This window comes from Euhalothece natronophila Z-M001 (genome assembly GCF_007904085.1).
In the GTDB taxonomy this organism is placed as follows: Bacteria; Cyanobacteriota; Cyanobacteriia; order Cyanobacteriales; family Rubidibacteraceae; genus Halothece; species Halothece natronophila.
The window spans coordinates 3,259,450-3,282,249 of the sequence record NZ_CP042326.1 but is presented as its reverse complement, the minus strand read 5'-3'; the positions used below and the strand labels follow the sequence as shown (position 1 = coordinate 3,282,249).

Sequence of the window (22,800 nt, the reverse complement as noted above, 5' to 3'; positions counted from 1 at the left end):
CTAGACGAATAACGCCTTTAGCTTATGAAATTTATTGACTCAAAAGGACGGCTGTTTAACACGATTAGTATTATTGACTTGGGTGCTGCCGTCGTCATTCTCATGGTAATTATTGGGATTTTCTTTTTTCCGGGAACTTCCGGTTCAGTTGCCCAAGGGACAGGATCCAGCAATGTGGAAATGGATGTTTTGGTACAGGGGTTGAGAATGAGTCATCCTGAAACTCTAGAAGAAGAACTTGAGGAGGAAGGAAGCACACAGTTAATTATTCGTAACCAACCCCATGGCGAAGTGGAAGTAAAATCCTTTGAACGTATCCCGAGAACGGTGGTCGCTCCTCAGCCAGATGGTTCAGTAATTGCTGAGGCGGATCCCCGTCTGGAAGAAGAGTATAAAACTGATTGGTTAATTACTCTTGCTGGGGATGCAAGAGTGACTAATAACGGCGTCGTTGTGGGCAGTAATAGCGTTAAAATTGGGACAACTGTTGAATTAGAGGGATTCAGTTATAACTTCCGAGGTAGTGTCGTGGATGTTCGTCTTCCCGATTGATTTCAGGAAACGTTGAATTAAGCCAATAGTGACTCCCGGTAGTTCTAATTGTGGTGTTAGTCCCACATCTTCTAAAATTACTATATTTTGAACGGCTGTGGGATTGAGGTTGGCAAGCCGTTGTCCTAATTCGGGGGAGGTAAACTGGGTTTTTCGTCCCCAAATCATTGCGGTGGGGATGGTTAACTGAGGTAAGTAAAGGGATAAGTCAAAGGATAAATCTCCCCGAACAAAGGATAAGGCGGCGTATTCTGCGTTCTCCTGTTGCGCTGACTCTAGGTAGGCTTCAATAATTTCAGGGTAAATCCGATTCGGCTGGGCAAATTGACGGTTTTCTAAGAAGCTACGAATCCCCTCACTAGTTGCAACGCCCCCACGATATAAAAGGTTATCAAGGAAGGGAAGGCTGACTAATCTGGCGATAAAGGTTCGGCTGTAGTCTTCGCCAAAATCTGATAATCCGGCAGGAGTGGTTAAAATTAGCGACTTAAATAACTCTGGATGCGCGATCGCGACACGAATCGTGAAGGCAGCAGTTAAAGATGAGGCAATCACCGTGACAGGTTCAGAACAAGTTGCCTCCAAAAATTCTCTGATTATGGTAAGGTAATCTTCAATCTGGTAATTTCGGGGTGGATGTTCAGAACGTCCCCAGCCAACTAAGTCAGGGGCAATCACTCGATAGTCACTGGCAAAGGCGGGATAAACTTTTGACCATTCATAAGCGGATGAGCCGCCACCAAAACCATGTAAAAATACTAGGGTAGGTTTATTTTCGCCAGTGGTTTCATCTGTCCAAGGATACTCACTTGGGCAATAATAAACCATTCTTCCAAGAGAAGTTACAATTGAGTCTCGTTTTACTCCAATGGGTTCTAGCATGGTGCAAATTATCCATCAACTACACTTCCAGCCTAAAGTATTCTTGCGGATACTGTTGGGTGATTCTAGTAAGCAGCCCTCTCGACGCAGTAAACGGAAAGTCTCTCCCATGCGTCGCCAACGCAATTCTCGGCAAACCTCTATGCTGTCTTCACGATGGCTATGGGGAGGTTGCCTTATTACGGTAATGCTGATTTGGAATTGGCAACTCTTGTTTGCAACTCTTGCCGGGATTGGGGTTTTAGTTTTATTATCTCGATTTCCGATTGATCGCTGGTCACTTTATTGGCAAAAATGGCAACAGCAGATTAATCTGCCCCAACGCCGTCTCTTAATTGCCGTTATTGGTAGTGGAATTGCTGGGATAGGTACTTATTGGGGAGTGAATCTTTGGCAAGAATTAAATAATCCTTGGTTAGCTAGTGGCGCGATCGCGCAGGGAGTTCTCCTCACTATCTTATTAGCTTTCCAATCGTCTAAATTATTTACAACGTCTCCTTCTCCTCATCCTTTCTCGCAAATGTTAGGAGACTTAACTGCTGAGAATCCCCTCAAACGATTAATAGCAATCCGAGAGTTAACGCAACTTGCTATCCGTGGTAATTTACACGCTGATCAGTTGAAACAAGTGAACGAATACTTTAGCCTCTTATTTAGTGTTGAAACCAAGCCTATTGTTCGCCAGGGGTTACTAGAAAGTATGCAAACTCTACAATTAAATCAATGCTGGCACAAGTGGGAAAACCAATCGCGTCAGCCATTAAAAAATTTACAAAAGTCTAAAAAAGTTCGGTCCTCTCAGACTAAATATGATAAAAAGGCATTAACATTAGGCAACGGTGATTAATTAGCTGGGGGGTTTGTCTTTAATTACTGATTATGGGGTCGAACAAACACCCATTCGAGATCTTCGAGAGGAACATTTAAACGAATGGTTGCTTCGGGGGCTGGACTATGATCAAGATCAATATCAATTACCTCTCCCACCGCAATTCCGGGGGGAAATAAACGACTAGCTGGGGAGGTAAGCACCGAGTCTCCGACCTCTACGTCTGGGAGCTTTTGAAAGAATTGCATGACAACTTCGCGATCGCCCTCTGCCCGAATAAATCCCATATCGCGACTGCGACTAATAATAACCCCCACGCGACTATTAGGATTACTCACTAATCTCACCAAACTAGAATTAGGCGTTACTCGTTCTACTCTTCCCACCAACCCACCTAAGCCGGTAACAATATCCCCTTCTTCTACGCCCTCATTACTACCGATACCAATGGTAATTTGTTGCCACCAATGGTCAGGGCTACGACCAATAATAGGGGCAGTTTTCAAGTCTTCTGATTGATTCGATACATAGCCAAGTTGCTCTTTTAACTGTTGATTTTGTCGTTCTAACTCTCCAACCTGCTGCTCTAACTCTCTCACTCTTGCGTTAGTCAACTCATTATTCCGCCGTGTTTGTACTCCTTCAAAAGGTCGTTGTAACCAGTAATACAACTCATAAATTGGAGTCGCTTGAGTTTGTTGAATAACTCCAGCCACCCCTAAAAGCAACCCGACCATAACAATTTGTGAACCATAGTGACTCCACCACCGACGAACTGAAAACATAGCCTCCTAACAGCGCATTACTCTAAGTTTAACGAATGAATAGATGCTTCCCCCTACTTGGTAACAGGAGAATTGACATAGAGCATTGGCTCTTCCATAGAAAATTCTAATTGATTTTCTCCTAAGCGTTGGGTAATTTCTTGATTCGCAATTGCGACTAACTGCTTGCGGATATTTAATGCGCTACTACTCGAACTCAAGAGGAAAAAGCTCAAACGCGCCCGAGTTCCGAATTGATTTTCTGGCTCAAACATGGCAATCCTGATGCTTCCCGGTTCTACACCAAATAAATCACCCAGACTTTCATTAAGTACCTTATCCACTAACGCTCGTTCACTTTGCGCTAAAACTTTGTTGAAATTTAAGAATAATAACCCCATAACTTTATTGCCGCGAGAGATATTTTCCACATCTGTCCGCGCCATGAGAGAGTTAGGAACAATTAATAGGGTATTGGTTGCCGCCAGTCGAATTTTGCTCGAACGAATGCCGATGGATTCTACCCGTCCATAAATATCCTCTGCTGCTGGATTAAAGTTTGCTCTCACATATTCCCCTGGAACGTAAGGTCGATCTAGGTAAAGGATAACTGTACCCACAATTTGGGATAACACTTCTTGAGCCGCAAAGGCGATGGCAAGCCCCCCAATTCCAACCCCAGTGAGAAGACTCGCTAAATTTAAGTTCTGACTTTGAGCAAAGAAAATAATCGCAAAAAAAATAATCACAACATTTGTTAATGTTTCAAGAATGAGGAGTAAATCATCTCCTTGGCGACTGAGGCTTTTAATGAGTTTTGTCCCATAAAGTTTGCTGACTTGTCGGACGACTTGACACAACAACCAAGCAACATTAATCGTTACTGCTAAATAAGTAAAGAATTGTAAAAAATTAAATAACGCGGGATAAGGACGAAAGACATTAATATTAATAGCAATAAAAATAATCAGTGTGGTACGGACAATATTTTTTTGTAACGGAGAAATAATACGATTATATTCATCAGTAATAGAATTGGGAAAAATTTTATTAATACTCCAATTCAGAAGAGCAGGTAATATTCGTGCGCCAATTAAAGCCAAGATTGTCCAAAATATAAACCAAGCAAGATGGTTAAACAAAAAATCTTGAAATACCTCTTGAAAGTTAGTAAGAAATTCAGAAATATTCATTTTTCTCCTAAATTAAAGTGTCATTGGCTCATCAATATAAATCGTTGGCTCAGTAAATTCAAATTGCAAATTTTCTGCTTGTAATCGCTTTTTCAAAGATTCATTAGCCAGTTCAATTAAGCGTTTACGAATGACAATTGACTTTTCACTTGACCCTTTGACAAATAAACTGATGCGAACTCGGGTTGTTTGTTGGTCTTCTTTTTGAAATAAAGCAACTTGCGTGCTGCTAGAATCTACATCAGAGAGTTCTTTATTGAGGCTATCTTCAATCACTTGATAAACAAGTGCCTTTTCCCTTTCATTCAAAGTATGCAGAAAATCGAGGTAAAATAAAACCATTACCTTTTTCCCACGTGAAACATTTTCCACATCCATCCTTGCCATTAAAGAATTTGGAGCAATGAGTAGGGTATTTTTTGCAACAAGTCGGATTTTAGTAGAACGAATGCCAATTGCTTCGACCCGTCCATAAATATCTTCATCCATAAAATTAAAATTAGCTCGGATGTATTCTCCGGGAACAAAAGGACGATCTAGATAAAGGAGCACGGTTCCTACCACTTGAGATAAAATTTCTTTGGCAGCAAAAGCAACTGCAACACCGCCAATACTGACTCCAGTGAGAAGACTTAGAAGATTAATATTCTGACTTTGAGCAAAGAAAATAACGGCAAAAAATCCGATCATCACATTGGCGATACTTTCTCCAATCAATAGAAAGTCGTCCATATTGCGATTAAAGTTTTGGAGTATCTTCACCCCATAAAGTCTCACCGTTTGTCGGACTAAGCGAGACAATAACACTGCCACGATAACGGTTAAGGGTAGGTAAACGATGAGTCGAAGAAACTCATATAATCCTGAGTAAGGTTCAAAGAAGTTAATATTGTAAGCAGTGATGGCTAAAAAACCACTACGAACGATTAAAAGACGCAAAGGTTTCACAATACGCTCATAAGGTTCTCTTAAAAACTTGGGGAGAAAGCGATTAACACTCCATTGAAGACAAAAGGGTAAAATGCCCGCAATGAGCCAAGCAAGAAGGGTTAAACCAACAAACCATCCTAGTCGAGTGGCAAACTCTAGCAATTCCCCTCGAATATCAAGATCAAGCCCCAAGGTTTGTTGCAAAGTTTCTAATATATCCATTGTGTTTTCTCAAGTGATGGTAAGCAGGGTTTAAAGGGTGACAGGTGAATCGACATAGATGGTTGGTTCGGCAAATTCAAACTTTAATCCCTGAGCTTGTAATTGCTCACTAATGGACTGATTGGCAATTTCAACTAAACGCTTGCGAATAATCATTGACTCTTCGTTAGAACCCATTACAAACAAACTAATACGTGCCCGCGTCCCCGGTTTGTCTTCTGGTTCAAAGAGAAAAATTTGGGTACTCCCTGGATCTAAGCCAAATAGTTCTTTATTCACACTTTCTTGAACCACTTTATCCACTAACGCCCGTTCTGAGTCTTCTAAGATTTTTGAAAAATCTAGATAAAACAGAACCATAACTTTGGTTCCCCGTGAAATATTTTCGATGTCTTTGGTTACCATGAGTGAATTCGGGACAATCAATAAGGTATTGGTGGCAGAAATACGAAGTTTAGTAGAACGTAACCCAACTGACTCAATGCGCCCATAAACATCTTCTTGAGGAGCGACAAAGTTAATACGAACGTACTCCCCTGGTAGATAGGGGCGATCTAAGTAAATGACAATTGTGGCAAGAATTTGGGATAGGGCTTCTTGGGCGGCAAACGCGATCGCGATGCCCCCAATTCCTAATCCTGTTAACAGAGCAATAAGATTAAAATCTTTAGTTTGCGCGAAAATGAGAACCGCCAGAAAACCAATGATGACATTGAGGGTATTTTCTAAAATTAGAATCAGATCATTAACTTCCTGACTAACCCGTTTGATGACAGTAATTCCATAAACACGGAGGATTTGTTTCGCCACTTTCGAGATTAACCAAGCGGTACTCGCCATCACCGCAAAGTCGGCAACAAAATTAATTAGCGGATAAACCTGATCATAAGTTTCGAGCCAAGTCAGGCTAAAGTTAATGAAAATAATGGTGAGCGCCCTGACTAAATCTTTTCGGAAAGGCTCACTAAAGGCTTTATATTCTTCGTATTTTTCTTTGGACAGCGATCGCGCGGTAAACCAGAGCAGAATTGGGGGAATCACCCGACTGATTAATACAGCAAGGATAATCCCCCCAATTACCGCCAGTAAGCGAATTCCCAGTTCAATTAGAAAGGTTTGGTTATCTTGAATTAACTCGATCGGATTCGGAATTTCAGGAAGAAATTGTAAAGGATTAAACGCAAGTAGGTTCATTACTGGCAATTAGGAATAAACGTGGACTAAATATTCATAGGTGAATCGACATTGATGGGTTTTTCGCTAATCTCGAAACCAATGCCATAATCTTTCAGGCGTTTGCTAATGTTACGTCGGGCGGCATCTAACAGTTGTGTCCGAATTTCAAGTGCTGTGGAGCCTGAACCTAGAACAAAGAAGGTTACCTGAGCCTGTACTTTTCCGGATTGATCATTATTCCGAAAGTTGACTTCCGTTAATCGGTGATCAATGCCATAAATATCCTTGGTACTATCGAGGATAATTTGACGAACCAAGGCTTTTTCTTGCTCAGGAATATCTCGCTGAAAGAAGATATTGAGGAGACTGATAATTTTCTGTGCGCCCGACAAATTCTCAATTGACATTTGCGTGAGCATACTATTGGGAATTACCATGAGCGTGCCTTTCCCAGAAAGACGAATTTTACTCGAACGCCAACCAATCGCCTCCACGCGACCAAATGTGCCATCTTGGAGGTGAATATAATCATCAACCACAAAAGGACGATCTAGATAAATTAAAATCGTCCATAAAATTTGCTCGACAACTTTTTGGGAAGCAAAGGCAATGGCAACACCACCGACACTAATACTGGCAATTAACCCTGTTAGCCCCAGATCGTGAATTTCGGCAAAAATAAAGATTACAATGAGAATAATTAGGGTATTAGCAACAAATTTAATGAAGGCTAATAACTCACTGTTGGCGTTACGTTGACCTCTCAGCGCCAAATCAAGAAGATAGCCGCCAAAAAACTTATTAAAAAGGGCAAAGGCGAGAAAACAAGTATTAAACGCGATCGCGGCTCCTAAGAAAAACTCACTAATATAAAGCCAAATCGGTTTATCAGGGATTAATAATATAATAATATCCCCAATCGAGAGAAAGAAGGATAAAACAATCCAGCGTTGATAGGGGACAAAAATCTGTTGGTAGGCTTCTCTTAACTCCAAAGGTAAAAACCGAGTCACTAAAAAGCGAATTAGCCTTGGCAACAGAAAAACCAGTAAAATAGTAAGAAGGATAAATCCCCCTAATAAAAGGGAGAGAGGGCTAATCGTAAAAGACTTTCCAGAAGTAAGGCGATTAACCTGTTCTAGCAACTCCAGCATCGATTCCGCTGCATCTAGAGAAGAAGAATCAGTTTCTAGAAAGATATTCGTAAACAAACAAAGGTTATAGCAATAATTAGTAGTGCTGAACACAATTCTCATCAACTTATTTGGCAACTAAGTCGAGGACATTGTAGCTGAAAAACCTTAATTCAGCACCACCTATTTTGAATTTAGCCCTCTAATATTAATTTTGTTGTGCCATTTGAAACCCTAAAGCTTTCTTTTTCATGGTTTGGAAGATATTATAAAATCCATTTGCCCGCGAGGGAGTCAGACTAACTTTTAAGCCCGTCTCTTCAATAAAATCAGGGGAAACCTCAACAATCTCTTCGGGCGGTAAATCATTTAATCCATCAATCAAGAAAGCCACTAAGCCCTTTACTAATTGGGCATCAGAATCTCCTAAAAACTTGACTTTCCCATTTTCCAAGCTCGCTGTAATATACACTTGGGAGACACAACCTGATACTTTATTCTCAGGAATTTTTGCCTCTTCTGGCATCGCCTCCAATTTTTTCGCATACCAAAGCAACTGCTGATACTTCTGTTTGGGATCGCTGCGACGCTTAAAACGTTGTACAATTTTGTCTAGTCTCTGAGGTAAAGAGGATGCACTGGAAGACATTATTATTTCTCAATTAACACCAATTCCCTTATTATCTTAACAAGCTGTAATTAACCCCCACTTGGGAGACAATTAAAACTATCCATGATTCGTATTGGTATTATTGGCACTGGATTTGCTGCAAAAAAACGCGCCGAAGCCTTCATAGAAGACGATCGCGCTCAAGTAATGGCTGTTTGCGGACATAATTCCGAGAACCTGAGAGCTTTTTGCAAAGATTACTCCCTACAAGGGGTGGACTCCCCACAAGCGCTAATCGAAAATCCTGACATTGATTTAGTGGTAATTTGCAACATTAATGCGGAACATGGCTCTTTAGCCCAAGCCGCCCTAGAAGCTGACAAGCACGTAGTTGTGGAATATCCCCTTGCCTTAAGCCCAGAGCAAGCCCAACATAACATCAAACTGGCAAAACACAAAAATAAACTGCTTCATGTGGAACACATTGAACTATTAGGGGGGTTACATAACGCGATTCGGGAGTGGCTACCAGCCATTGGGGAAAGTTTCTATGCTCGTTATAGTACCATTAACCCACAAAACCCTGCCCCTGATAAGTGGAGCTACAATAAGCAATTATTTGGTTTTCCCTTTAGTGCCGCTTTATCCCGTTTTCATCGCTTTACTGATTTATTTGGTAGTGTCAATGCTGTTAGCTGTTACACCCGTTACTGGGAGAGAGAAAACCGAGATCAATATCGGGCTTGTCTCAATAATGCCCAGTTACGATTTCAATCAGGTTTAGTTGCTGATGTCATTTATGGTAAGGGAGAAGTATTTTCCCAACCCAATCGCCTGTTTGAAATTCATGGCGACAAGGGAACTTTAATTTTTGATGGCAATGATGGCAAGTTAGTTCGAGGCGGTGAAGAAACCCCAATTGAGGTGGGAAGTCGTCGCGGTTTATTCGCTAAAGATACAGGCTATGTTTTAGACTATCTCACCACAGGAACTCCTCTTTATATGAACGTTGAATCAAGTTACTATGCCACAAGAGTTGCCAATGCTGCCAGAATTGCTGCTGATACTGGAAAAATTATTGCTCTCCAATAGCATTGCTAGCAAATTTGAGCCTCTTCTGCCTAAAGGCGAGAAGATTCCCTTGTAGACTCTTATCTAGATTTAACTCTAAGAGTTAAATCCCCGACAGACCGCCGTTACAGGGCTGTTTGGTCACGGTCGCTCCAACCGCAGACACTTACATCTTAACACAGAACGCCATAAATGGCGGGGTTTTGAACCCGTGATTTTACGATAAAGAGCAGGTGATCTCCTCCTGCTCAAATCATGATTTTTGGGAACTTTTCTTCATTCTGCAGAGGCTTCAGGTTCAATTCTTTGATTAAGGGCTTTTCTAGCAATTTTTGTCACATAAATAGTAACCCCCACTGTTGCTAAAAGACCAATAATACGAATTGCCCATTCAACACCACCTGGAGTTTCTACCTCTTCTGCGCCAATTGTTGCTAAATTCCCTGCGAGAGAACCAACATAAACAAACATAATGGTTCCTGGTAAAATGCCCAAAGTCCCTAAAACATAATCTTTGAAAGAAACTTTTGTTAGCCCATAGGCATAATTTAAAAGATTAAAAGGGAACACAGGAGATAAACGAGTTAGTAAGACAATTTTCATCCCCTCTTCTGCAACTGCTTGGTCAATAGATTTAAATCGAGGATTTCCCTCAATTTGTTTTTCTACCCAACCGCGAGCAACATATCTTCCCACTAAAAAGGCTAAACTTGCACCAATACTAGCAGCAATAAAAACATAAATTGAACCAAGAACAACGCCAAAGACAACTCCCGCCCCCAAGGTTAAAATAGAAGCGGGGAAAAATAACACCGTTGCTATCATATAAATAGCTATAAAAACAATAGCAGCCAATGGTCCTAAATCATCAATCCATTGCAAGGTATTAGTGAGTAGTCCTTGAAAATCAATGAACTGAGTGGAAACAATTAAAGTGGTAACAATCACGGCAATTCCTGTATATTTTAGTGTATTATTCATGGGCTCTGTCCGATTTGGTTTAACTCAGTAATGCACCGCCACAACTAGAGCCACTTCCAGCGGTGCAGCCATAGCAATAGGGGCGAGTTTGAATAGTTTTGATGACATCTAAGTTGTCAAATTCTAATAATTTTTGAACAGTTATATTTTCACCTTCTGCTGTTTTTGCAGGGACATTTTCCATTTGATTAAAGTCGCAGTCATAAATATTGCCTAAATAATCAACGGATAATTCATCCCGACACATAACATTAGAAACCGTTGCTGGATTATAGTTATCTTCCAAAAACTTGAGATAAGACTGATGTAGCTGATAACGATGTAAAAAGTCTTTAATGCGACCAATGGGAAGGTTAGTAATGGTGAACAGATTATTAAATTGAATGCCAAAATGTTCTTGAAGATAAACTTGATAATCCTTTTCTAGTTTTTCCTGTTGAGGAGGTAATGTAAATTGCTCTTCAGTAATGGGAACAGGTGGATTATAAACTAAATCTAGGATTAAGTTTGGGTCGTGACCATATCCTAATTGATTTAACCATTGGAGGGCTTGAATAGAATCATTATAAACCCCAGCCCCTCTTTGTTTATCGACATTATCTTCTAAATAGCAAGGAAGAGAAGCCACAATTCGAGTTTTATGTTTAGCGCAATATTCGGGAATGTCTTTGAAATTTGGTTCAAAGTAAACGGTTAAGTTAGAACGAACAATAACTTCTTTATTTTGTTCTCTTGCGGCTTCGACAATGGGACGAAAACCATAGTTCATTTCTGGCGCACCACCTGTTAAGTCAACGGTTTCAATTTGAGGAAAACGGCGGATCAACTGAATAATTTGTTCACAAATTTCGGGGGAAAGTTCTTCGGTACGCTTAGGGCTAGCTTCCACATGACAATGGGTGCAAGCAAGGTTACATTTTCGCCCTAAATTAATTTGTAGAACTTTAATTTGCTGTTTAGTTAGGGGAGAATTAAGTTTTTCAGCAAAGGGAGTCAAGTTAGCTTTATGGTTGGTATGAGTAGAAATCAATGGTTTCTCCTTGTTATTAATGACTTTTTATACAATAACGAATAACCAAGTTCTTTTTGCACTCAATTCTATTAAAGGCAAGGGAGATGAGTTTTTCCTGAGAACTCAATTAGACTTATACCAGTTTTAAAAAGTTCTGTGACGGTAGATCCCCCCAACCCCTCCTTACTAAGCAAGACTGTCTCCTTCTCAGGGTAAAATTTTAAAGGTAAAGCGCGATTGCGTAACTTAAACTTTATGCGCGATCAGCGGAAAACTTAGTGCTAAGGGAACATCGCCCATGTTTATCAAAAAGGAAAGCATCCACTGTCACCGAATTTTTTGAAAATGGTATAAGGAGAGTCAATATGGATCAAATAACTTCTTTCTTGATGGGTTTCTTGACTCGCTTACAGCGACAGTTTTTCAATGAAGAAGCACAGGCTTTTTTAGTTGATTTTTCTATTACATTTCTAATTTTTGTTTTACTGTTATTTTTATCAATTATTATCGGACGCTATGTTTCTTTGAAAATTGTTCGTTTAGTTATTCAACGATTTTTTCCATCACAGGTAACCAGTATTTATGATCGGATTATTCAGCCAATTGAGCATCTTTTCCAACTTGGAGGAACATTTATTTTAATTGCTCTGTCTCTCAATGTTTTAGAGGATTATCAGGCTTTACATGGTTTCTTGCGCTTTTTTAATGATCTAGGAGTTGTGTTAAGTCTGGCTTGGTTATCCTCTCGTTTAGTGCGACAAATTGTGCGGTTTTATGGTTTAGAGATTATTCGCAAATTGGGTCGAGAAGTGGATGAGTTGTTATTAGTTTTTGAAACTTTAATTAATATCGTGATTGGGTTTATTGCTGCTCTTGCTTTTGCCCAAAGTCAAGACATTAACTTAGTGGGATTAGTGGCTAGTGTCGGAATTGGAGGACTCGCGATCGCGTTTGCCGCCCAAAAAACGTTAGAACAATTATTAGGAACATTAGTCTTATATCTAGATCGTCCGTTTATTCCAGGTGAATATATCCGTATCTGGAACTTTCCCGCATTTCCAAATGGGGCTTTGGGTAATGTAGAATCAATTGGTTTGCGGTCAACTAAAATTCGATTAATAGCAAAGGGAACGTTAATTATTGTTCCTAATTCTCTGATGGCAAATTTAGATGTGGTGGAAAATATTACTCGTAGTAAAAAAGTCATGGTGTTATTGTTTCTAGATTTTGTTCGTCCTCTGAAGCAAGAAGAAGAAGCCTTAGTGGAACAGGTAATTAAAGAAAGTACTAATGCTTTATTTGGTATTGATCCCGGTAGCACTCGTATTACTTTATTGCAACCTGAAAATAAGCCTGGAACTCGCGCTAGGGTTAGCTTTTTTATTTTAGGATCCAATGAAAATTCTTTACAACTACGAAAACGCCTATTGGAGTTAGCCAATGATACAATTAGTGAAAAGTTAGTGAATTATGGTATTGAATTTACTTGCACTGAACCCACAGTTTATGTAGATTCTCCTGTAACTATTTAATTGTCTTGTGATTAAGGAACCTATCGTATTTATTGGTTTTATTAAGTGAAGCAAGAATCTGAACTCAGTAAAAAATCTATTAAATTATTCCTCAATTGTTGCAGTTAGTAAAGAGTTTTTCTAGTTATAGTGGTGTAAGAAAATCTCGGATATAATAGAAATAACCGACCTCGGACGAAACCAAATTACCGGAAGGGAACGTATGGATCCAGCTTTACACTACCCAATTTTTGGGGCGGAAATTCAATGTCCTCACTGTCGTCAGACAATTCCAGCCCTAACTTTAACGGATACCTATTTATGTCCGCGTCATGGGGCGTTTGAAGCGGATCCGAAAACAGAAGAGTTAGTACATTTACAATCAGGGCGCTGTTGGCGCATGTGGGAGGGGGAATGGTATCGACAACATACCCATCCTGATGGAATTCGGTTTGAAATTCACGAAGCATTAGATCGCCTTTATACAGAAGGGTATCGTGCCACTAGAGTAATCATTGCTAGGCGTTATAAAGATTTGGTAAGTTCTTATCTAGAGAAGCATCGATCTCGCTGGGGCGTGATTAACTTTGATCTAGAAAAAGAACAGGGTGTTCCTGTACGCTATCCCTATTTCCGATTGTTTGAGTAAGGCGTTATGCACCACGTTTCCATTCGTACCGGCAATATTCACCGCGCGATCGCGTTTTATGAGTTATTTGGCTTCACGATTCAAGAACGATTTACCACTGGTTATACCCTTGCTTGTTGGCTAGAAGGTTGGAATTCTCGTATTGAGTTGATTCAAATTCCACAACCAAAACCTGCCCCCGATGCGTTTCATGATGAACATTATGTGGGGTATTATCATCTTTCCTTTGATATTACTGACTATGCCGATAGCTTGCCAGAATGGTTAAATCAGCAGCGATCGCGCTTTCAACAAGCAGCAGAAAGTAATGAGGAAGTTTCTCCCCTCACAGTGTTACTGGAACCCACTCAGCAAATGATCGGGGAAACAGTTTATGAAGTTGCTTTTATTGCAGATGCTGATGGTTTACCCTTAGAGATCATTCGCAATCAAGGGAAGCCTTAGAGGAAGTAGTTACAACAATCATGCTAGTGGATTTCTGGTTTAAAACCAGTGGAACATGGATTAATGTTATTACTGTTGTCATCGGAACAATTGTTGGCGTTTCCCTAAGACAAAAACTTCCCTCTAGAATTAAACAGATTATTCCGCAAGGCATTGGCTTATTAACCCTTTGGCTAGGGATTTCGATGACAGAAGAATTATCGAATGTGGAAGTAAATCGGGTTCCGGGAGTAATTTTAGGGTTAATCGCGATCGCGCTAGGAGGGGCATTAGGAGAATGGTGGGGGTTAGAAGAAAAACTCAATGGGATCGGAGACTGGTTACAAAAGCATTTGCGTCATTCGGGACAATTTACAGAAGGATTTGTTGCCACTAGTATTTTATTTTGTGTGGGACCGGTTGCCCTGATTGGCAGTATTAATAATGGGCTTTTAGGGGATAATACATTATTAGTCTTAAAAGCCATGATGGATGGATTTGCGTCTATTCCCTTTGCTAGTCGTTATGGAATTGGGGTTGGTTTTTCTAGTTTAGTAATTATTATTTATCAGGGGGGAGTCTCCTTGCTTGCGGGGGTTTTTGCAACGGGGATGGATAACCCAGAAACTGATCCGCGTTTACTTTTAATTACAGGAATTGGGGGACTAATGATTCTCGGAATTGGTTTAAATTTGTTGGAAATTGCTAAAGTTCGCGTAGCAAGTTTTCTGCCGGCATTAGTGATTGCACCCATTTTATACCAGTTAATTGCTTGGTTTTAAGATTAAGTAAGTTTATATTAAGGTTTGCGCGATCGCGCTAAGAAGGAGTTTTAATACCGTTTAATCTTTGGTTTTAAGTGCTAGCATTAGCTTAGTCGGATCAATCAATCTAGGCTCTTGCTATATGACAAATTTGATCACGCAATCATTAACTTTAGAAGAATTTTTAAGTCGTCCCGAAACGAAACCGGCTTGTGAATATATTAACGGGAAAATTAAACAGAAACCATTGCCCCAAGGAGAACATAGTTTATTACAAGGGAAGTTATGTGAAACCATTAATCAAGCGACTAATTCTAATCAAATTGCTTATGCGTTTCCAGAGTTACGTTGCACTTTTGGCGGCCGATCTATTGTGCCTAATCTAGTGGTTTTTCGTTGGGATAGAATTCCCTTAACCCCTTCTCGAAAAATTGCCAATCGTATTGAGACTTTTCCAGACTGGTCAATTGAGATTTTATCACCGCCTCAAAGTTCCATGAGGGTTTTAGATAATCTTCTTCATTGTTCACAACAGGGAACGGAGTTAGGTTGGCTAATTGATCCCGACGAGGAAACGGTTTTAGTTGTATTTAGTGACCAACGGGTTCAGTTATTTAAAGAGAAAAATATTCTCCCTAGCTTACAAGGAGTTAATTTAAATTTAAGCCCTGAAAATTTGTTTAATTGGTTACGGTTTTAGATATGTCTTCTAGTATCTCGGCGATCGCGCTTCGTTGCTCTTGATCATATCCCCAACGCTCAAAAAAAGCGACTTGGGCTTCTCCTTTTCCTGTTAAAGCACTCTCTCGCATCTGTTGGGCTTTTTCTGGAATTAGATTATTATTCAGTTTTTGACACAGACTAAGACTGCGCTGTTGCACTCTATCTGATCCTTGGGCATTGCTTTCATTGTTCTGACGGCGGTGAGTGATTGCCATTGCGGTTGACATGGCAATATTTTTAACTAGTAATTCGCTGACTAATTCTGGGGCAGTTTTTAAGGCGTTTATTACGGCTTCTGAAGGCTGATCGGGAAGCTGACTCTCTGCGGTAAGGTAGGTGACAAAAAAGCCTCGCGCGCCATTAGAGGTGCTGACTAAATCACTAATTATCTTTTCAATCTCTGCTTCTTTGATTTCTCTGTTTTCCATCTTACTGAGTAAATCTTGAGTGAGCGCGATCGCGCTTTCAAATGTTATTTCTTCAGGAACGGTTAATTCGGTTTTACTCATTATTTTTATCTTTTAGAAGAATAATTTATAGTCGTTCCAATTCAGTTCCGTAGTGCAGCCATCTTGGCTGCTACTAGGGAGCAAGATGCTCCCACTACTTTTAGGTTGCTGTTTTTTATTTGGAATCACTATAATTTTGTCATGCCTAGATGTTTGCCCCTAGCCCTTCAATAAGCCGTGGCTAAAATTTTTAAACCTCTTCCCTTTATTATAACATCTTTTTCCCGAAAAATTTGTTGTAACTTAACGATTAGACATAAATTCCTGTGGTAAATCAATAAAAACGCGATCGCGCTCTTCTAAGCCGTCCAAAACTTGAGTCTGATTTTCAATAGTTGATCCCAAAGTCACCGGTTGAAACTCAGGTTCTTCCTCTTCATTAAGGACCATAACGCCTGTTTCCCCATCTTGAGTAACCACTGCCACCGTAGGAATCACCAAAGCCTCAGTTTCGTCTCCTAAAAACGTCACATCGACATTCATACCTGAGCGTAATTGCTCTAACCCAGACAGTAGCTCAATTTTAACCTCAAAGGAAGTAACATTATCCTCCACCACCGCTTCTGGAGCAATTAACTGAATTTGACCCTCAAAGCGCTGATCAGGAAAAGCATCGGCAATGATCTCCACTAATTGTCCTGCTTCTAGGGAAGTAACATCAATTTCTGGCACTTTTGCCAAGACTTCTAGCCCGTTAGCAAGAGCAACAATGGAAGTAGAAGTAGCCGCGGCCGTACTCGATGCCGAGGTAGTAGGGGTAACAAATGAGCCTTCTGTGGCATATTTTTGAGAGATAATGCCAGTAAAGGGAGCTCTAATTATAGTATCTTCCCGTTGGATTTCCGCCTCTCGTAAACGTCCTCTTGCTGAACGAACCGCAGCTTCTAAACGCTCAATTTCTTCTTGGCGACTCCCACTTTGTACCTGTTGCAAATTGGCTCGGGCTTGGGCGACTTCTGCTTGCAGACGTTCAATTTCGGGGCGATCTGTATTTCTCGCTTGTTGGAGGCGTTGACGGGCTTCACCGAGATTTGCTTCGGCATTACGATACTCACTGCGTAACTCATCAAAGCGATCTTGAGAAATTGCCCCTTCTGCGAGTAAAGTTTCATTCCGATTTAGACGTTGTTGGGCTAATTCATATCGTGACTGCGCCGCTTCTACCTGAGACTGTAATTGATTAAGATTTTCAGGAATCCGAGCTTGGGCTTCAGAAAGTCGCGCTTGAGCTTGTTGTAAACTAGCATTGGCTTGTTCAATCTCTTCAGAACGAGAACCTGCTCTGGCTTGCGCTAACTGAGCTAAGGCTTCTTCCAAATTGGCTTGGGCTTGCTCTACTTGGGCTTGTAGCTGCTGATCTTCCATACGAGCGATTGCTTCTCCTCTCTCAACAGCGTCTCCCTGTTCCACATAGAGTTCTTCAATACGTCCGGCTGTTTTAGGGCTCATATTAACACTTTGGAGAGGTTGAACCGTTCCACTAGCCTCAATTTGCAATTGCAAGTTTTGACGTTCTACGGTAACAGTTAGCTCTTCTAAGTTATAATCTTGTCTCCCTCGGGTAATAAGATAAGTAGTAATGGCAACTGTAGAAGCACCAACAGTAACAATTGCGACTAACCATAGGAAGGAGCGGTTTATTTTATCAAATTTAAGGAATTGCATGCATGGACTAGGCGATTTAGCATTAATTTATTTTCCTAACTCCATTCTAGAGGAAGCAAAGAGTAAGCTACCATATTTCAATTATTTTTTTGTTAACTTTTAATTGGTATTGATTGGGGTGTCTAATGAACAATCCTCCTTGGCGCGAACGATTACGATATGCTTTTGATAATTTACTTTCGAGAGGATCAATTGCCCTTCTCGGTTGGCTAATTATTATTGGTGCAATTGTTGTTTTAACAGTTTCTTTTATTACTTGGGAAACTGGATATGCATCCCAGCCAACCCTTGCTGATCAAATTTGGTCTTTTTTAATTACGACTTTAATTTCTTGGGATCCTACTGAAGGATTACCTTGGCCAACTCGGGTCAGTATGCTAATTTTAATTTTATTTAATTTATTTACCGTTAGTATCATTATTGGGGTAATTGTTGCTGGGATTGAAGGGAAACTTTATCAATTACGGCGTGGGCGATCGCAGGTTTTAGAGTCAGATCATATTGTAATTCTAGGTTGGTCAACTCAAATTTTTCCAATTCTTTCAGAGTTATTATTAATTGACGACGAGCGTATCCCCGTAACTGTAATTATCCTTGGGGATAAAGATAAAGTGGAAATGGAAGAAGAAATCCGCAATCGGATCAAAAAAACGCGCCGATTAAAAGTAATTTGTCGTCAAGGAGTAGCTACAGATTTATTTGACTTAAAAATCACGAATTTGGATCGGGCAAAATCAATTATTATTTTACCGCCAGAAGAAAGCGATCATCCTGATACTAGTGTAATTAAAACACTTTTAGCTCTTTCTAATAATCCTGAACGTCGAGAAGAACCCTATCGTATTGTTACAGAAATTCAAAATCCGAAAAATTTACAAATTGCAGAAACGGTCGGTAAAGATCGGGTAGAATTTGTTTTAACAGGAGATTTTATTGCTCGGGTAATTGCTCAAATCTGTCGCCAGCCTGGATTATCGAGAGTCTATTTAGAGTTATTATCTTTTGCGGGGAATGAGATTTATTTTGATTCTGTTACGACTTTAGCGGGAGCTACTTTTTCTGAGACAATTTTTGCTTATAAAAATGCGATTGTGATTGGCTATTGTCCTAAAGATGGTGATCCTTGCTTAAAACCGTCTCCTGATACTATCTTAGAAGAAGGAGATAAAATTATTGTTATTTCGGAGAGCTTTCGGGATATTCAGCTATGGGAAAATCGAGAGCGAATTAAGTTTTCCTATAAATTTTTAAGTAATCGAAATGTGGAGAAAAAACCTGAGAAATTCTTGATTTTAGGGTGGAATGAACAAGCAGAAACGATTATTCAGAAATTAGATGCTTATGTGACACTCGGTTCTGTAGCCACTGTCATTACTGAGGAAACCGCAAGTGCTCATCAGTTTAGCCCGAAATTAAGACGATTACAAAACCTCAGTGTTTTATTTCAAAAGGGAGATATTACCGATCGGCAATTGTTAAATCGTTTGCCCTTGCAAATTATTGATCATATTATTCTTTTGGCTTATTCTGATGAATTAGATGCTGAAGAAGCAGATGGAATTACCCTCACTTCTCTACTTCATTTACGCCAAATTGCAAAAGAAGGAGGTTATCCTTTTTCTATTACCAGTGAAATGATGGATAGTCGGAACCAACAGTTAGCAACGATCGCGCAAGTAGATGATTTTATTGTCAGTGATCGCTTAACTAGTTTGATGATCTCCCAAATTGCGGAAAATCCGTTATGTAGTGATGTGATTAATGAATTACTCGAACCAAATGGCTGTGAAATTTATTTAAAACCGATTTCCAATTATATCCAATTACGAGAGCCAGTTTCTTTCTATACATTAATGAAATCAGCGCAAAAGAAAGGAGAAATTGCTATAGGTTATCGTTGTTCCAGTTTAGCAACTCAAGAGTTTAAAGGATATGGGATTGTAATTAATCCTGTAAAATCAACGCCGATTCAGTTTGATGAGCGCGATCGGTTAATTGTGATTGGTGAAGATTTTTGAATCAGAAATAATCATGAGTAAAATTGCCCTAGAAACGTTTAAGGAAGAACAGGTAATTGCGGTAATTCGAGCTGTTCCCCACTCCTTAGGAAAAAAACTGGCTCACGCCATGAGTCGTGGTGGAATTCGGCTAATTGAGGTTACTTGGAATAGTGATCAACCAGAACGTTTAATTTCTGAATTACGGGAAGAACTGCCTAATTGTATAATTGGCACCGGAACTATCTTAACAATAGAAGAATTAGAAAGCGCGATCGCGCAGGGGGCGCAATTTGTCTTTTCCCCTCATGTTAACTCCCAACTCATTACCAGAGCCTTAGAAGCCAACATTCCCATTATTCCAGGGGCTTTATCCCCCACAGAAATTATTACTGCCTGGCAAAGTGGGGCAACCGCAGTGAAAGTATTTCCCGCACAAGCACTAGGGGGCGTAAGCTATATTAAAAGCCTACAAGGACCCATGGGCAATATTCCGCTAATCCCCACAGGTGGAGTCACTCTAGAAAATGCCAAAGACTTTATTAATGCAGGGGCAACTGCTGTCGGTTTATCCTCACAACTATTTCCAAACTCTCTCATTGAAGCCGAAAATTGGGAGGAAATGACTCAACGGGCTAGACAACTAAAGAATAAGGGAAGAATGTGTTAATCCCAGCTTGTGGGATCTTGGTTCGACTGTAACGAAATGCAAAGTATAATGAGAGTGGAAACTTAACTCAGTAAAAGAACCATGCGGGTGATAATTGCAGGAGCAGGGTTAGCGGGGCTTTCCTGTGCCAAATATTTAGTTGATGCGGGACATACACCGATTGTCCTGGAACGGGAAAATGTTTTAGGGGGAAAAGTCGCCGCTTGGCAAGATGAAGATGGCGACTGGTACGAAACGGGATTGCACATTTTTTTTGGCGCATATCCCAATATGCTAAACCTTTTTAAGGAATTGGATATTGAAGATCGTTTGCAATGGAAAGAACACACCATGATCTTCAATCGTCCTGAAAAACCAGGCACTTACTCTCGCTTTGATTTTCCTAATCTCCCGGCTCCCCTCAACGGTGTGGTGGCGATTCTCCGTAATAATGATATGCTCTCTTGGCCCGAAAAAATTCGCTTTGGCATTGGTTTAATTCCAGCCATGTTGCGCGGACAGGGCTATGTAGAAGCCATGGATCGCTATACTTGGTCAGAGTGGATGGAACGGCAAAATATGCCGAAACGGGTGGAAAAAGAAGTTTTTATCGCGATGTCGAAAGCCTTAAACTTTATTAACCCCAATGAGATTTCCGCCACGATTCTTCTCACTGCTTTAAATCGTTTCTTGCAAGAGAAAAATGGCTCAAAAATGGCATTCTTAGATGGATCTCCCACTGAGCGTCTTTGTCAGCCTATGGTGGATTATATCACCGAGCGTGGTGGAGAAGTTCGTTTAAATGCTCCCTTAAAGGAAATTGTGCTTAATGAGGATAACAGTGTCAAAGGGTATTTAATTCGAGGCTTAAATGGGGCAGAGGATGAAATGCTCACAGCAGATGCTTATGTGTCTGCGATGCCTGTTGATCCCCTGAAGTTAATGCTTCCTCAGTCTTGGACAGAAATGGAGTTCTTTAAGCAGTTAGAGGGGTTAGAGGGCGTTCCTGTGATTAATCTACATCTCTGGTTTGATCGCAAATTAACTGATATTGACCATTTACTCTTTTCTCGTTCCGACTTGTTAAGTGTGTATGCGGATATGAGTAATACTTGTCGGGGTTATGAAAATGCGGATCGCTCCATGCTAGAGTTAGTGCTAGCTCCGGCAAAAGATTGGATCGCCAAATCGGAAGAGGAAATTATTGAAGCGACCATGAAAGAGCTAAAAACCCTATTTCCCAAACATTTTACAGGAGATAACCCTGCTCAACTCTTAAAATATCATGTGGTGAAAACACCGCGATCAGTGTATAAAGCAACAGCTGGCCGCCAAGCCTATCGCCCCTCCCAAGAAACGCCCATTTCTAATTTTTATTTGACAGGAGATTATACAATGCAAAAATATTTAGCAAGCATGGAAGGGGCAGTGTTATCAGGGAAATTGACCGCTCAAGCCATTGCTGAAAGTAAGGGTAAGGAATCTTCTATAGAAAAATCGCAGAAAAAGCCCGTTTCTGTGGCAAAATGATATCCTGTGCCCCATGTCCCTAATTAATGGGACAATTTCTTTTAATTAAGTGAACTCTATTAGCCTGCGGTGGATGCTGCAACTGCCTAAACCCGAAAAGACTTGCTCTCAGCCCTCTGTGGAATCCGCTTATGAATATTGTCGTCAAATCACAGCGGAATATTCCAAAACGTTTTATCTCGGTACTCTCCTTATGCCTAAGGCGAAACGCCAGGCCATTTGGGCAATTTATGTCTGGTGTCGGCGTACCGATCAATTGGTGGATGGCCCCGAAGCGGAGTTAACCACCATCGAAACCCTTGATCAATGGGAGAAAAACCTAGAATCAATTTTTGCCGGTTCTCCTTTGGAACATCCCGATATTGCCCTTGTGGATACCTTGCAAAGGTTTCCCTTAGATATTCAGCCTTTTCGGGATATGATCGCCGGACAGCGCATGGACTTGAAGCGCGATCGGTATGAAACCTTTGATGACCTTTATCTTTACTGTTATCGTGTTGCGGGAACAGTTGGGTTAATGTCAAATGCTGTATTGGGGGTAGAACCAGTTATTGGGAGTTCCCCTTGGCAAAAAAATCAAACCCTTCATGAACCAACACAAGAAGCGATCGCGCTCGGAATTGCTAACCAGCTCACTAATATTTTACGGGATGTGGGAGAAGATACAGAACGAGGGCGGATTTATCTGCCTCTGGAAGATTTAAGAGCCTTTAATTACAGTGAAGAAGAATTATTTAATGGAGTGATTAATGAAAACTGGCGACAATTGATGCAGTTTCAGATTGAACGGGCAAGAGAGTTTTATACCCAAGCTGAACGCGGAATTCGGGATTTGAGTCGGGATTCTCGTTGGCCAGTCTGGACAGCTTTAATGCTTTATCAAGGGATACTCGACGTAATTGAGCGTAATCAGTATGATGTATTTAATCAGCGTGCCTATGTTCCGAAACCCAAAAAGTTTTTCTATTTGCCTGTAGCTTGGCTGCGATCGCAAGCTCTTTGAATTATAGTAATCAGTAAAATGT

23 protein-coding genes are annotated in these 22,800 nt (G+C 40.5%); 12 read left to right on the top strand and 11 right to left on the bottom strand.

Annotated elements, in window-relative coordinates; genetic code table 11:
• The first annotated feature begins 24 nt into the window (after positions 1-24).
• Entirely contained in the window at positions 25-552 is a 528-nt protein-coding gene (locus tag FRE64_RS16205) for a DUF4330 domain-containing protein (RefSeq protein WP_146297180.1), read from the top strand.
• Here FRE64_RS16205 and FRE64_RS16200 read toward each other — a convergent pair.
• The gene (locus FRE64_RS16200; protein ID WP_146297179.1) at positions 493-1,434 is read right to left on the bottom strand and encodes an alpha/beta fold hydrolase; all 942 of its coding nucleotides are present in this window, start codon (positions 1,432-1,434) and stop codon (positions 493-495) included. The genes FRE64_RS16205 and FRE64_RS16200 overlap by 60 nt on opposite strands.
• Here FRE64_RS16200 and FRE64_RS16195 point away from each other — a divergent pair.
• Positions 1,433-2,281: an ABC transporter ATP-binding protein gene (locus tag FRE64_RS16195; RefSeq protein ID WP_246140350.1), complete on the top strand. Its 849-nt coding sequence runs from the start codon at positions 1,433-1,435 to the stop codon at positions 2,279-2,281. The genes FRE64_RS16200 and FRE64_RS16195 overlap by 2 nt on opposite strands.
• Before the next feature lie 23 nt (positions 2,282-2,304).
• Here FRE64_RS16195 and mreC read toward each other — a convergent pair whose 3' ends face one another.
• The 6 genes from mreC to FRE64_RS16165 form a co-directional block, all read right to left on the bottom strand.
• Entirely contained in the window at positions 2,305-3,048 is a 744-nt protein-coding gene (gene mreC, locus FRE64_RS16190) for a rod shape-determining protein MreC (RefSeq protein WP_146297178.1), read from the bottom strand.
• A gap of 53 nt (positions 3,049-3,101) precedes the next feature.
• Positions 3,102-4,220: a mechanosensitive ion channel family protein gene (locus FRE64_RS16185; RefSeq protein WP_146297177.1), complete on the bottom strand. Its 1,119-nt coding sequence runs from the start codon at positions 4,218-4,220 to the stop codon at positions 3,102-3,104.
• 12 nt (positions 4,221-4,232) lie between these two features.
• Entirely contained in the window at positions 4,233-5,372 is a 1,140-nt protein-coding gene (locus FRE64_RS16180; protein WP_146297176.1) for a mechanosensitive ion channel family protein, read from the bottom strand.
• A 30-nt stretch (positions 5,373-5,402) separates the two neighbouring features.
• The gene (locus FRE64_RS16175) at positions 5,403-6,566 is read right to left on the bottom strand and encodes a mechanosensitive ion channel family protein (protein ID WP_146297175.1); all 1,164 of its coding nucleotides are present in this window, start codon (positions 6,564-6,566) and stop codon (positions 5,403-5,405) included.
• Between the two features lie 26 nt (positions 6,567-6,592).
• Positions 6,593-7,804, bottom strand: a complete 1,212-nt coding sequence (locus FRE64_RS16170; RefSeq protein WP_146297174.1) for a mechanosensitive ion channel family protein — start codon at positions 7,802-7,804, stop codon at positions 6,593-6,595.
• A gap of 85 nt (positions 7,805-7,889) precedes the next feature.
• Positions 7,890-8,330 (bottom strand): SufE family protein, encoded by a 441-nt coding sequence (locus tag FRE64_RS16165; protein ID WP_146297173.1) that lies wholly within the window; start codon positions 8,328-8,330, stop codon positions 7,890-7,892.
• A gap of 84 nt (positions 8,331-8,414) precedes the next feature.
• Between FRE64_RS16165 and FRE64_RS16160 the strand changes: the two genes are divergently transcribed.
• Positions 8,415-9,383: a Gfo/Idh/MocA family protein gene (locus tag FRE64_RS16160; protein WP_146297172.1), complete on the top strand. Its 969-nt coding sequence runs from the start codon at positions 8,415-8,417 to the stop codon at positions 9,381-9,383.
• A gap of 255 nt (positions 9,384-9,638) precedes the next feature.
• Here the strand turns inward: FRE64_RS16160 and FRE64_RS16155 are convergent, their stop codons facing one another.
• Both FRE64_RS16155 and arsS read right to left on the bottom strand, forming a co-directional pair.
• Positions 9,639-10,343 carry a TVP38/TMEM64 family protein gene (locus FRE64_RS16155; protein WP_146297171.1) on the bottom strand — a complete coding sequence of 235 codons (705 nt, stop codon included), beginning with the start codon at positions 10,341-10,343 and terminating at the stop codon, positions 9,639-9,641.
• A gap of 19 nt (positions 10,344-10,362) precedes the next feature.
• Positions 10,363-11,373 carry an arsenosugar biosynthesis radical SAM (seleno)protein ArsS gene (gene arsS / locus FRE64_RS16150; protein WP_222597836.1) on the bottom strand — a complete coding sequence of 337 codons (1,011 nt, stop codon included), beginning with the start codon at positions 11,371-11,373 and terminating at the stop codon, positions 10,363-10,365.
• Between the two features lie 347 nt (positions 11,374-11,720).
• Here arsS and FRE64_RS16145 point away from each other — a divergent pair, with 347 nt between their 5' ends.
• From FRE64_RS16145 to FRE64_RS16125, 5 genes are all read left to right on the top strand, one after another.
• Entirely contained in the window at positions 11,721-12,887 is a 1,167-nt protein-coding gene (locus tag FRE64_RS16145) for a mechanosensitive ion channel family protein (protein WP_146297170.1), read from the top strand.
• A gap of 202 nt (positions 12,888-13,089) precedes the next feature.
• The gene (locus FRE64_RS16140; RefSeq protein WP_146297169.1) at positions 13,090-13,515 is read left to right on the top strand and encodes a TIGR02652 family protein; all 426 of its coding nucleotides are present in this window, start codon (positions 13,090-13,092) and stop codon (positions 13,513-13,515) included.
• 6 nt (positions 13,516-13,521) lie between these two features.
• Complete coding sequence (locus FRE64_RS16135) at positions 13,522-13,959, top strand: VOC family protein (protein ID WP_146297168.1); 438 nt, start codon at positions 13,522-13,524, stop codon at positions 13,957-13,959.
• A 20-nt stretch (positions 13,960-13,979) separates the two neighbouring features.
• Positions 13,980-14,720, top strand: coding sequence for a DUF554 domain-containing protein (locus FRE64_RS16130; RefSeq protein ID WP_146297167.1), 741 nt, complete (start codon positions 13,980-13,982; stop codon positions 14,718-14,720).
• Positions 14,721-14,844: 124 nt separating this feature from the next.
• On the top strand, positions 14,845-15,402 hold the full coding sequence (locus FRE64_RS16125; protein WP_146297166.1) for a Uma2 family endonuclease: 558 nt from the start codon (positions 14,845-14,847) through the stop codon (positions 15,400-15,402).
• On the opposite strand, the gene FRE64_RS16120 is transcribed toward FRE64_RS16125, so the two are convergent.
• Entirely contained in the window at positions 15,383-15,934 is a 552-nt protein-coding gene (locus tag FRE64_RS16120) for a hypothetical protein (RefSeq protein ID WP_146297165.1), read from the bottom strand. The two genes, FRE64_RS16125 and FRE64_RS16120, sit on opposite strands and share 20 nt — an antisense overlap.
• 243 nt (positions 15,935-16,177) lie before the next feature.
• Complete coding sequence (locus tag FRE64_RS16115; RefSeq protein WP_146297164.1) at positions 16,178-17,599, bottom strand: efflux RND transporter periplasmic adaptor subunit; 1,422 nt, start codon at positions 17,597-17,599, stop codon at positions 16,178-16,180.
• A gap of 125 nt (positions 17,600-17,724) precedes the next feature.
• On the opposite strand from FRE64_RS16115, the gene FRE64_RS16110 reads away from it, so the two are divergent.
• The 4 genes from FRE64_RS16110 (at position 17,725) to crtB (ending at position 22,778) form a co-directional block, all read left to right on the top strand.
• Positions 17,725-19,617, top strand: coding sequence for a CASTOR/POLLUX-related putative ion channel (locus FRE64_RS16110; protein WP_146297163.1), 1,893 nt, complete (start codon positions 17,725-17,727; stop codon positions 19,615-19,617).
• Positions 19,618-19,630: 13 nt separating this feature from the next.
• Complete coding sequence (locus tag FRE64_RS16105; protein ID WP_146297162.1) at positions 19,631-20,266, top strand: bifunctional 4-hydroxy-2-oxoglutarate aldolase/2-dehydro-3-deoxy-phosphogluconate aldolase; 636 nt, start codon at positions 19,631-19,633, stop codon at positions 20,264-20,266.
• Between the two features lie 81 nt (positions 20,267-20,347).
• The gene (gene pds, locus FRE64_RS16100) at positions 20,348-21,775 is read left to right on the top strand and encodes a 15-cis-phytoene desaturase (protein ID WP_146297161.1); all 1,428 of its coding nucleotides are present in this window, start codon (positions 20,348-20,350) and stop codon (positions 21,773-21,775) included.
• A 73-nt stretch (positions 21,776-21,848) separates the two neighbouring features.
• On the top strand, positions 21,849-22,778 hold the full coding sequence (gene crtB, locus FRE64_RS16095; RefSeq protein WP_146297405.1) for a 15-cis-phytoene synthase CrtB: 930 nt from the start codon (positions 21,849-21,851) through the stop codon (positions 22,776-22,778).
• Positions 22,779-22,800 lie beyond the last annotated feature (22 nt).

Excerpts from the sequence above, each read along its gene's own strand:
- FRE64_RS16135 (WP_146297168.1), top strand. The coding sequence starts at position 13,522 with ATGCACCACGTTTCCATTCGTACCGGCAATATTCACCGCGCGATCGCG.
- FRE64_RS16155 (WP_146297171.1), bottom strand. The coding sequence starts at position 10,343 with ATGAATAATACACTAAAATATACAGGAATTGCCGTGATTGTTACCACT.
- FRE64_RS16125 (WP_146297166.1), top strand. The coding sequence starts at position 14,845 with ATGACAAATTTGATCACGCAATCATTAACTTTAGAAGAATTTTTAAGT.
- FRE64_RS16140 (WP_146297169.1), top strand. The coding sequence starts at position 13,090 with ATGGATCCAGCTTTACACTACCCAATTTTTGGGGCGGAAATTCAATGT.
- FRE64_RS16130 (WP_146297167.1), top strand. The coding sequence starts at position 13,980 with ATGCTAGTGGATTTCTGGTTTAAAACCAGTGGAACATGGATTAATGTT.
- mreC (WP_146297178.1), bottom strand. The coding sequence starts at position 3,048 with ATGTTTTCAGTTCGTCGGTGGTGGAGTCACTATGGTTCACAAATTGTT.
- FRE64_RS16170 (WP_146297174.1), bottom strand. The coding sequence starts at position 7,804 with ATGAGAATTGTGTTCAGCACTACTAATTATTGCTATAACCTTTGTTTG.
- FRE64_RS16145 (WP_146297170.1), top strand. The coding sequence starts at position 11,721 with ATGGATCAAATAACTTCTTTCTTGATGGGTTTCTTGACTCGCTTACAG.
- FRE64_RS16200 (WP_146297179.1), bottom strand. The coding sequence starts at position 1,434 with ATGCTAGAACCCATTGGAGTAAAACGAGACTCAATTGTAACTTCTCTT.
- FRE64_RS16160 (WP_146297172.1), top strand. The coding sequence starts at position 8,415 with ATGATTCGTATTGGTATTATTGGCACTGGATTTGCTGCAAAAAAACGC.
- FRE64_RS16205 (WP_146297180.1), top strand. The coding sequence starts at position 25 with ATGAAATTTATTGACTCAAAAGGACGGCTGTTTAACACGATTAGTATT.
- FRE64_RS16115 (WP_146297164.1), bottom strand. The coding sequence starts at position 17,599 with ATGCAATTCCTTAAATTTGATAAAATAAACCGCTCCTTCCTATGGTTA.
- FRE64_RS16110 (WP_146297163.1), top strand. The coding sequence starts at position 17,725 with ATGAACAATCCTCCTTGGCGCGAACGATTACGATATGCTTTTGATAAT.
- FRE64_RS16165 (WP_146297173.1), bottom strand. The coding sequence starts at position 8,330 with ATGTCTTCCAGTGCATCCTCTTTACCTCAGAGACTAGACAAAATTGTA.
- FRE64_RS16185 (WP_146297177.1), bottom strand. The coding sequence starts at position 4,220 with ATGAATATTTCTGAATTTCTTACTAACTTTCAAGAGGTATTTCAAGAT.
- FRE64_RS16175 (WP_146297175.1), bottom strand. The coding sequence starts at position 6,566 with ATGAACCTACTTGCGTTTAATCCTTTACAATTTCTTCCTGAAATTCCG.
- FRE64_RS16105 (WP_146297162.1), top strand. The coding sequence starts at position 19,631 with ATGAGTAAAATTGCCCTAGAAACGTTTAAGGAAGAACAGGTAATTGCG.
- FRE64_RS16195 (WP_246140350.1), top strand. The coding sequence starts at position 1,433 with ATGGTGCAAATTATCCATCAACTACACTTCCAGCCTAAAGTATTCTTG.
- FRE64_RS16120 (WP_146297165.1), bottom strand. The coding sequence starts at position 15,934 with ATGAGTAAAACCGAATTAACCGTTCCTGAAGAAATAACATTTGAAAGC.
- pds (WP_146297161.1), top strand. The coding sequence starts at position 20,348 with ATGCGGGTGATAATTGCAGGAGCAGGGTTAGCGGGGCTTTCCTGTGCC.
- crtB (WP_146297405.1), top strand. The coding sequence starts at position 21,849 with ATGCTGCAACTGCCTAAACCCGAAAAGACTTGCTCTCAGCCCTCTGTG.
- FRE64_RS16180 (WP_146297176.1), bottom strand. The coding sequence starts at position 5,372 with ATGGATATATTAGAAACTTTGCAACAAACCTTGGGGCTTGATCTTGAT.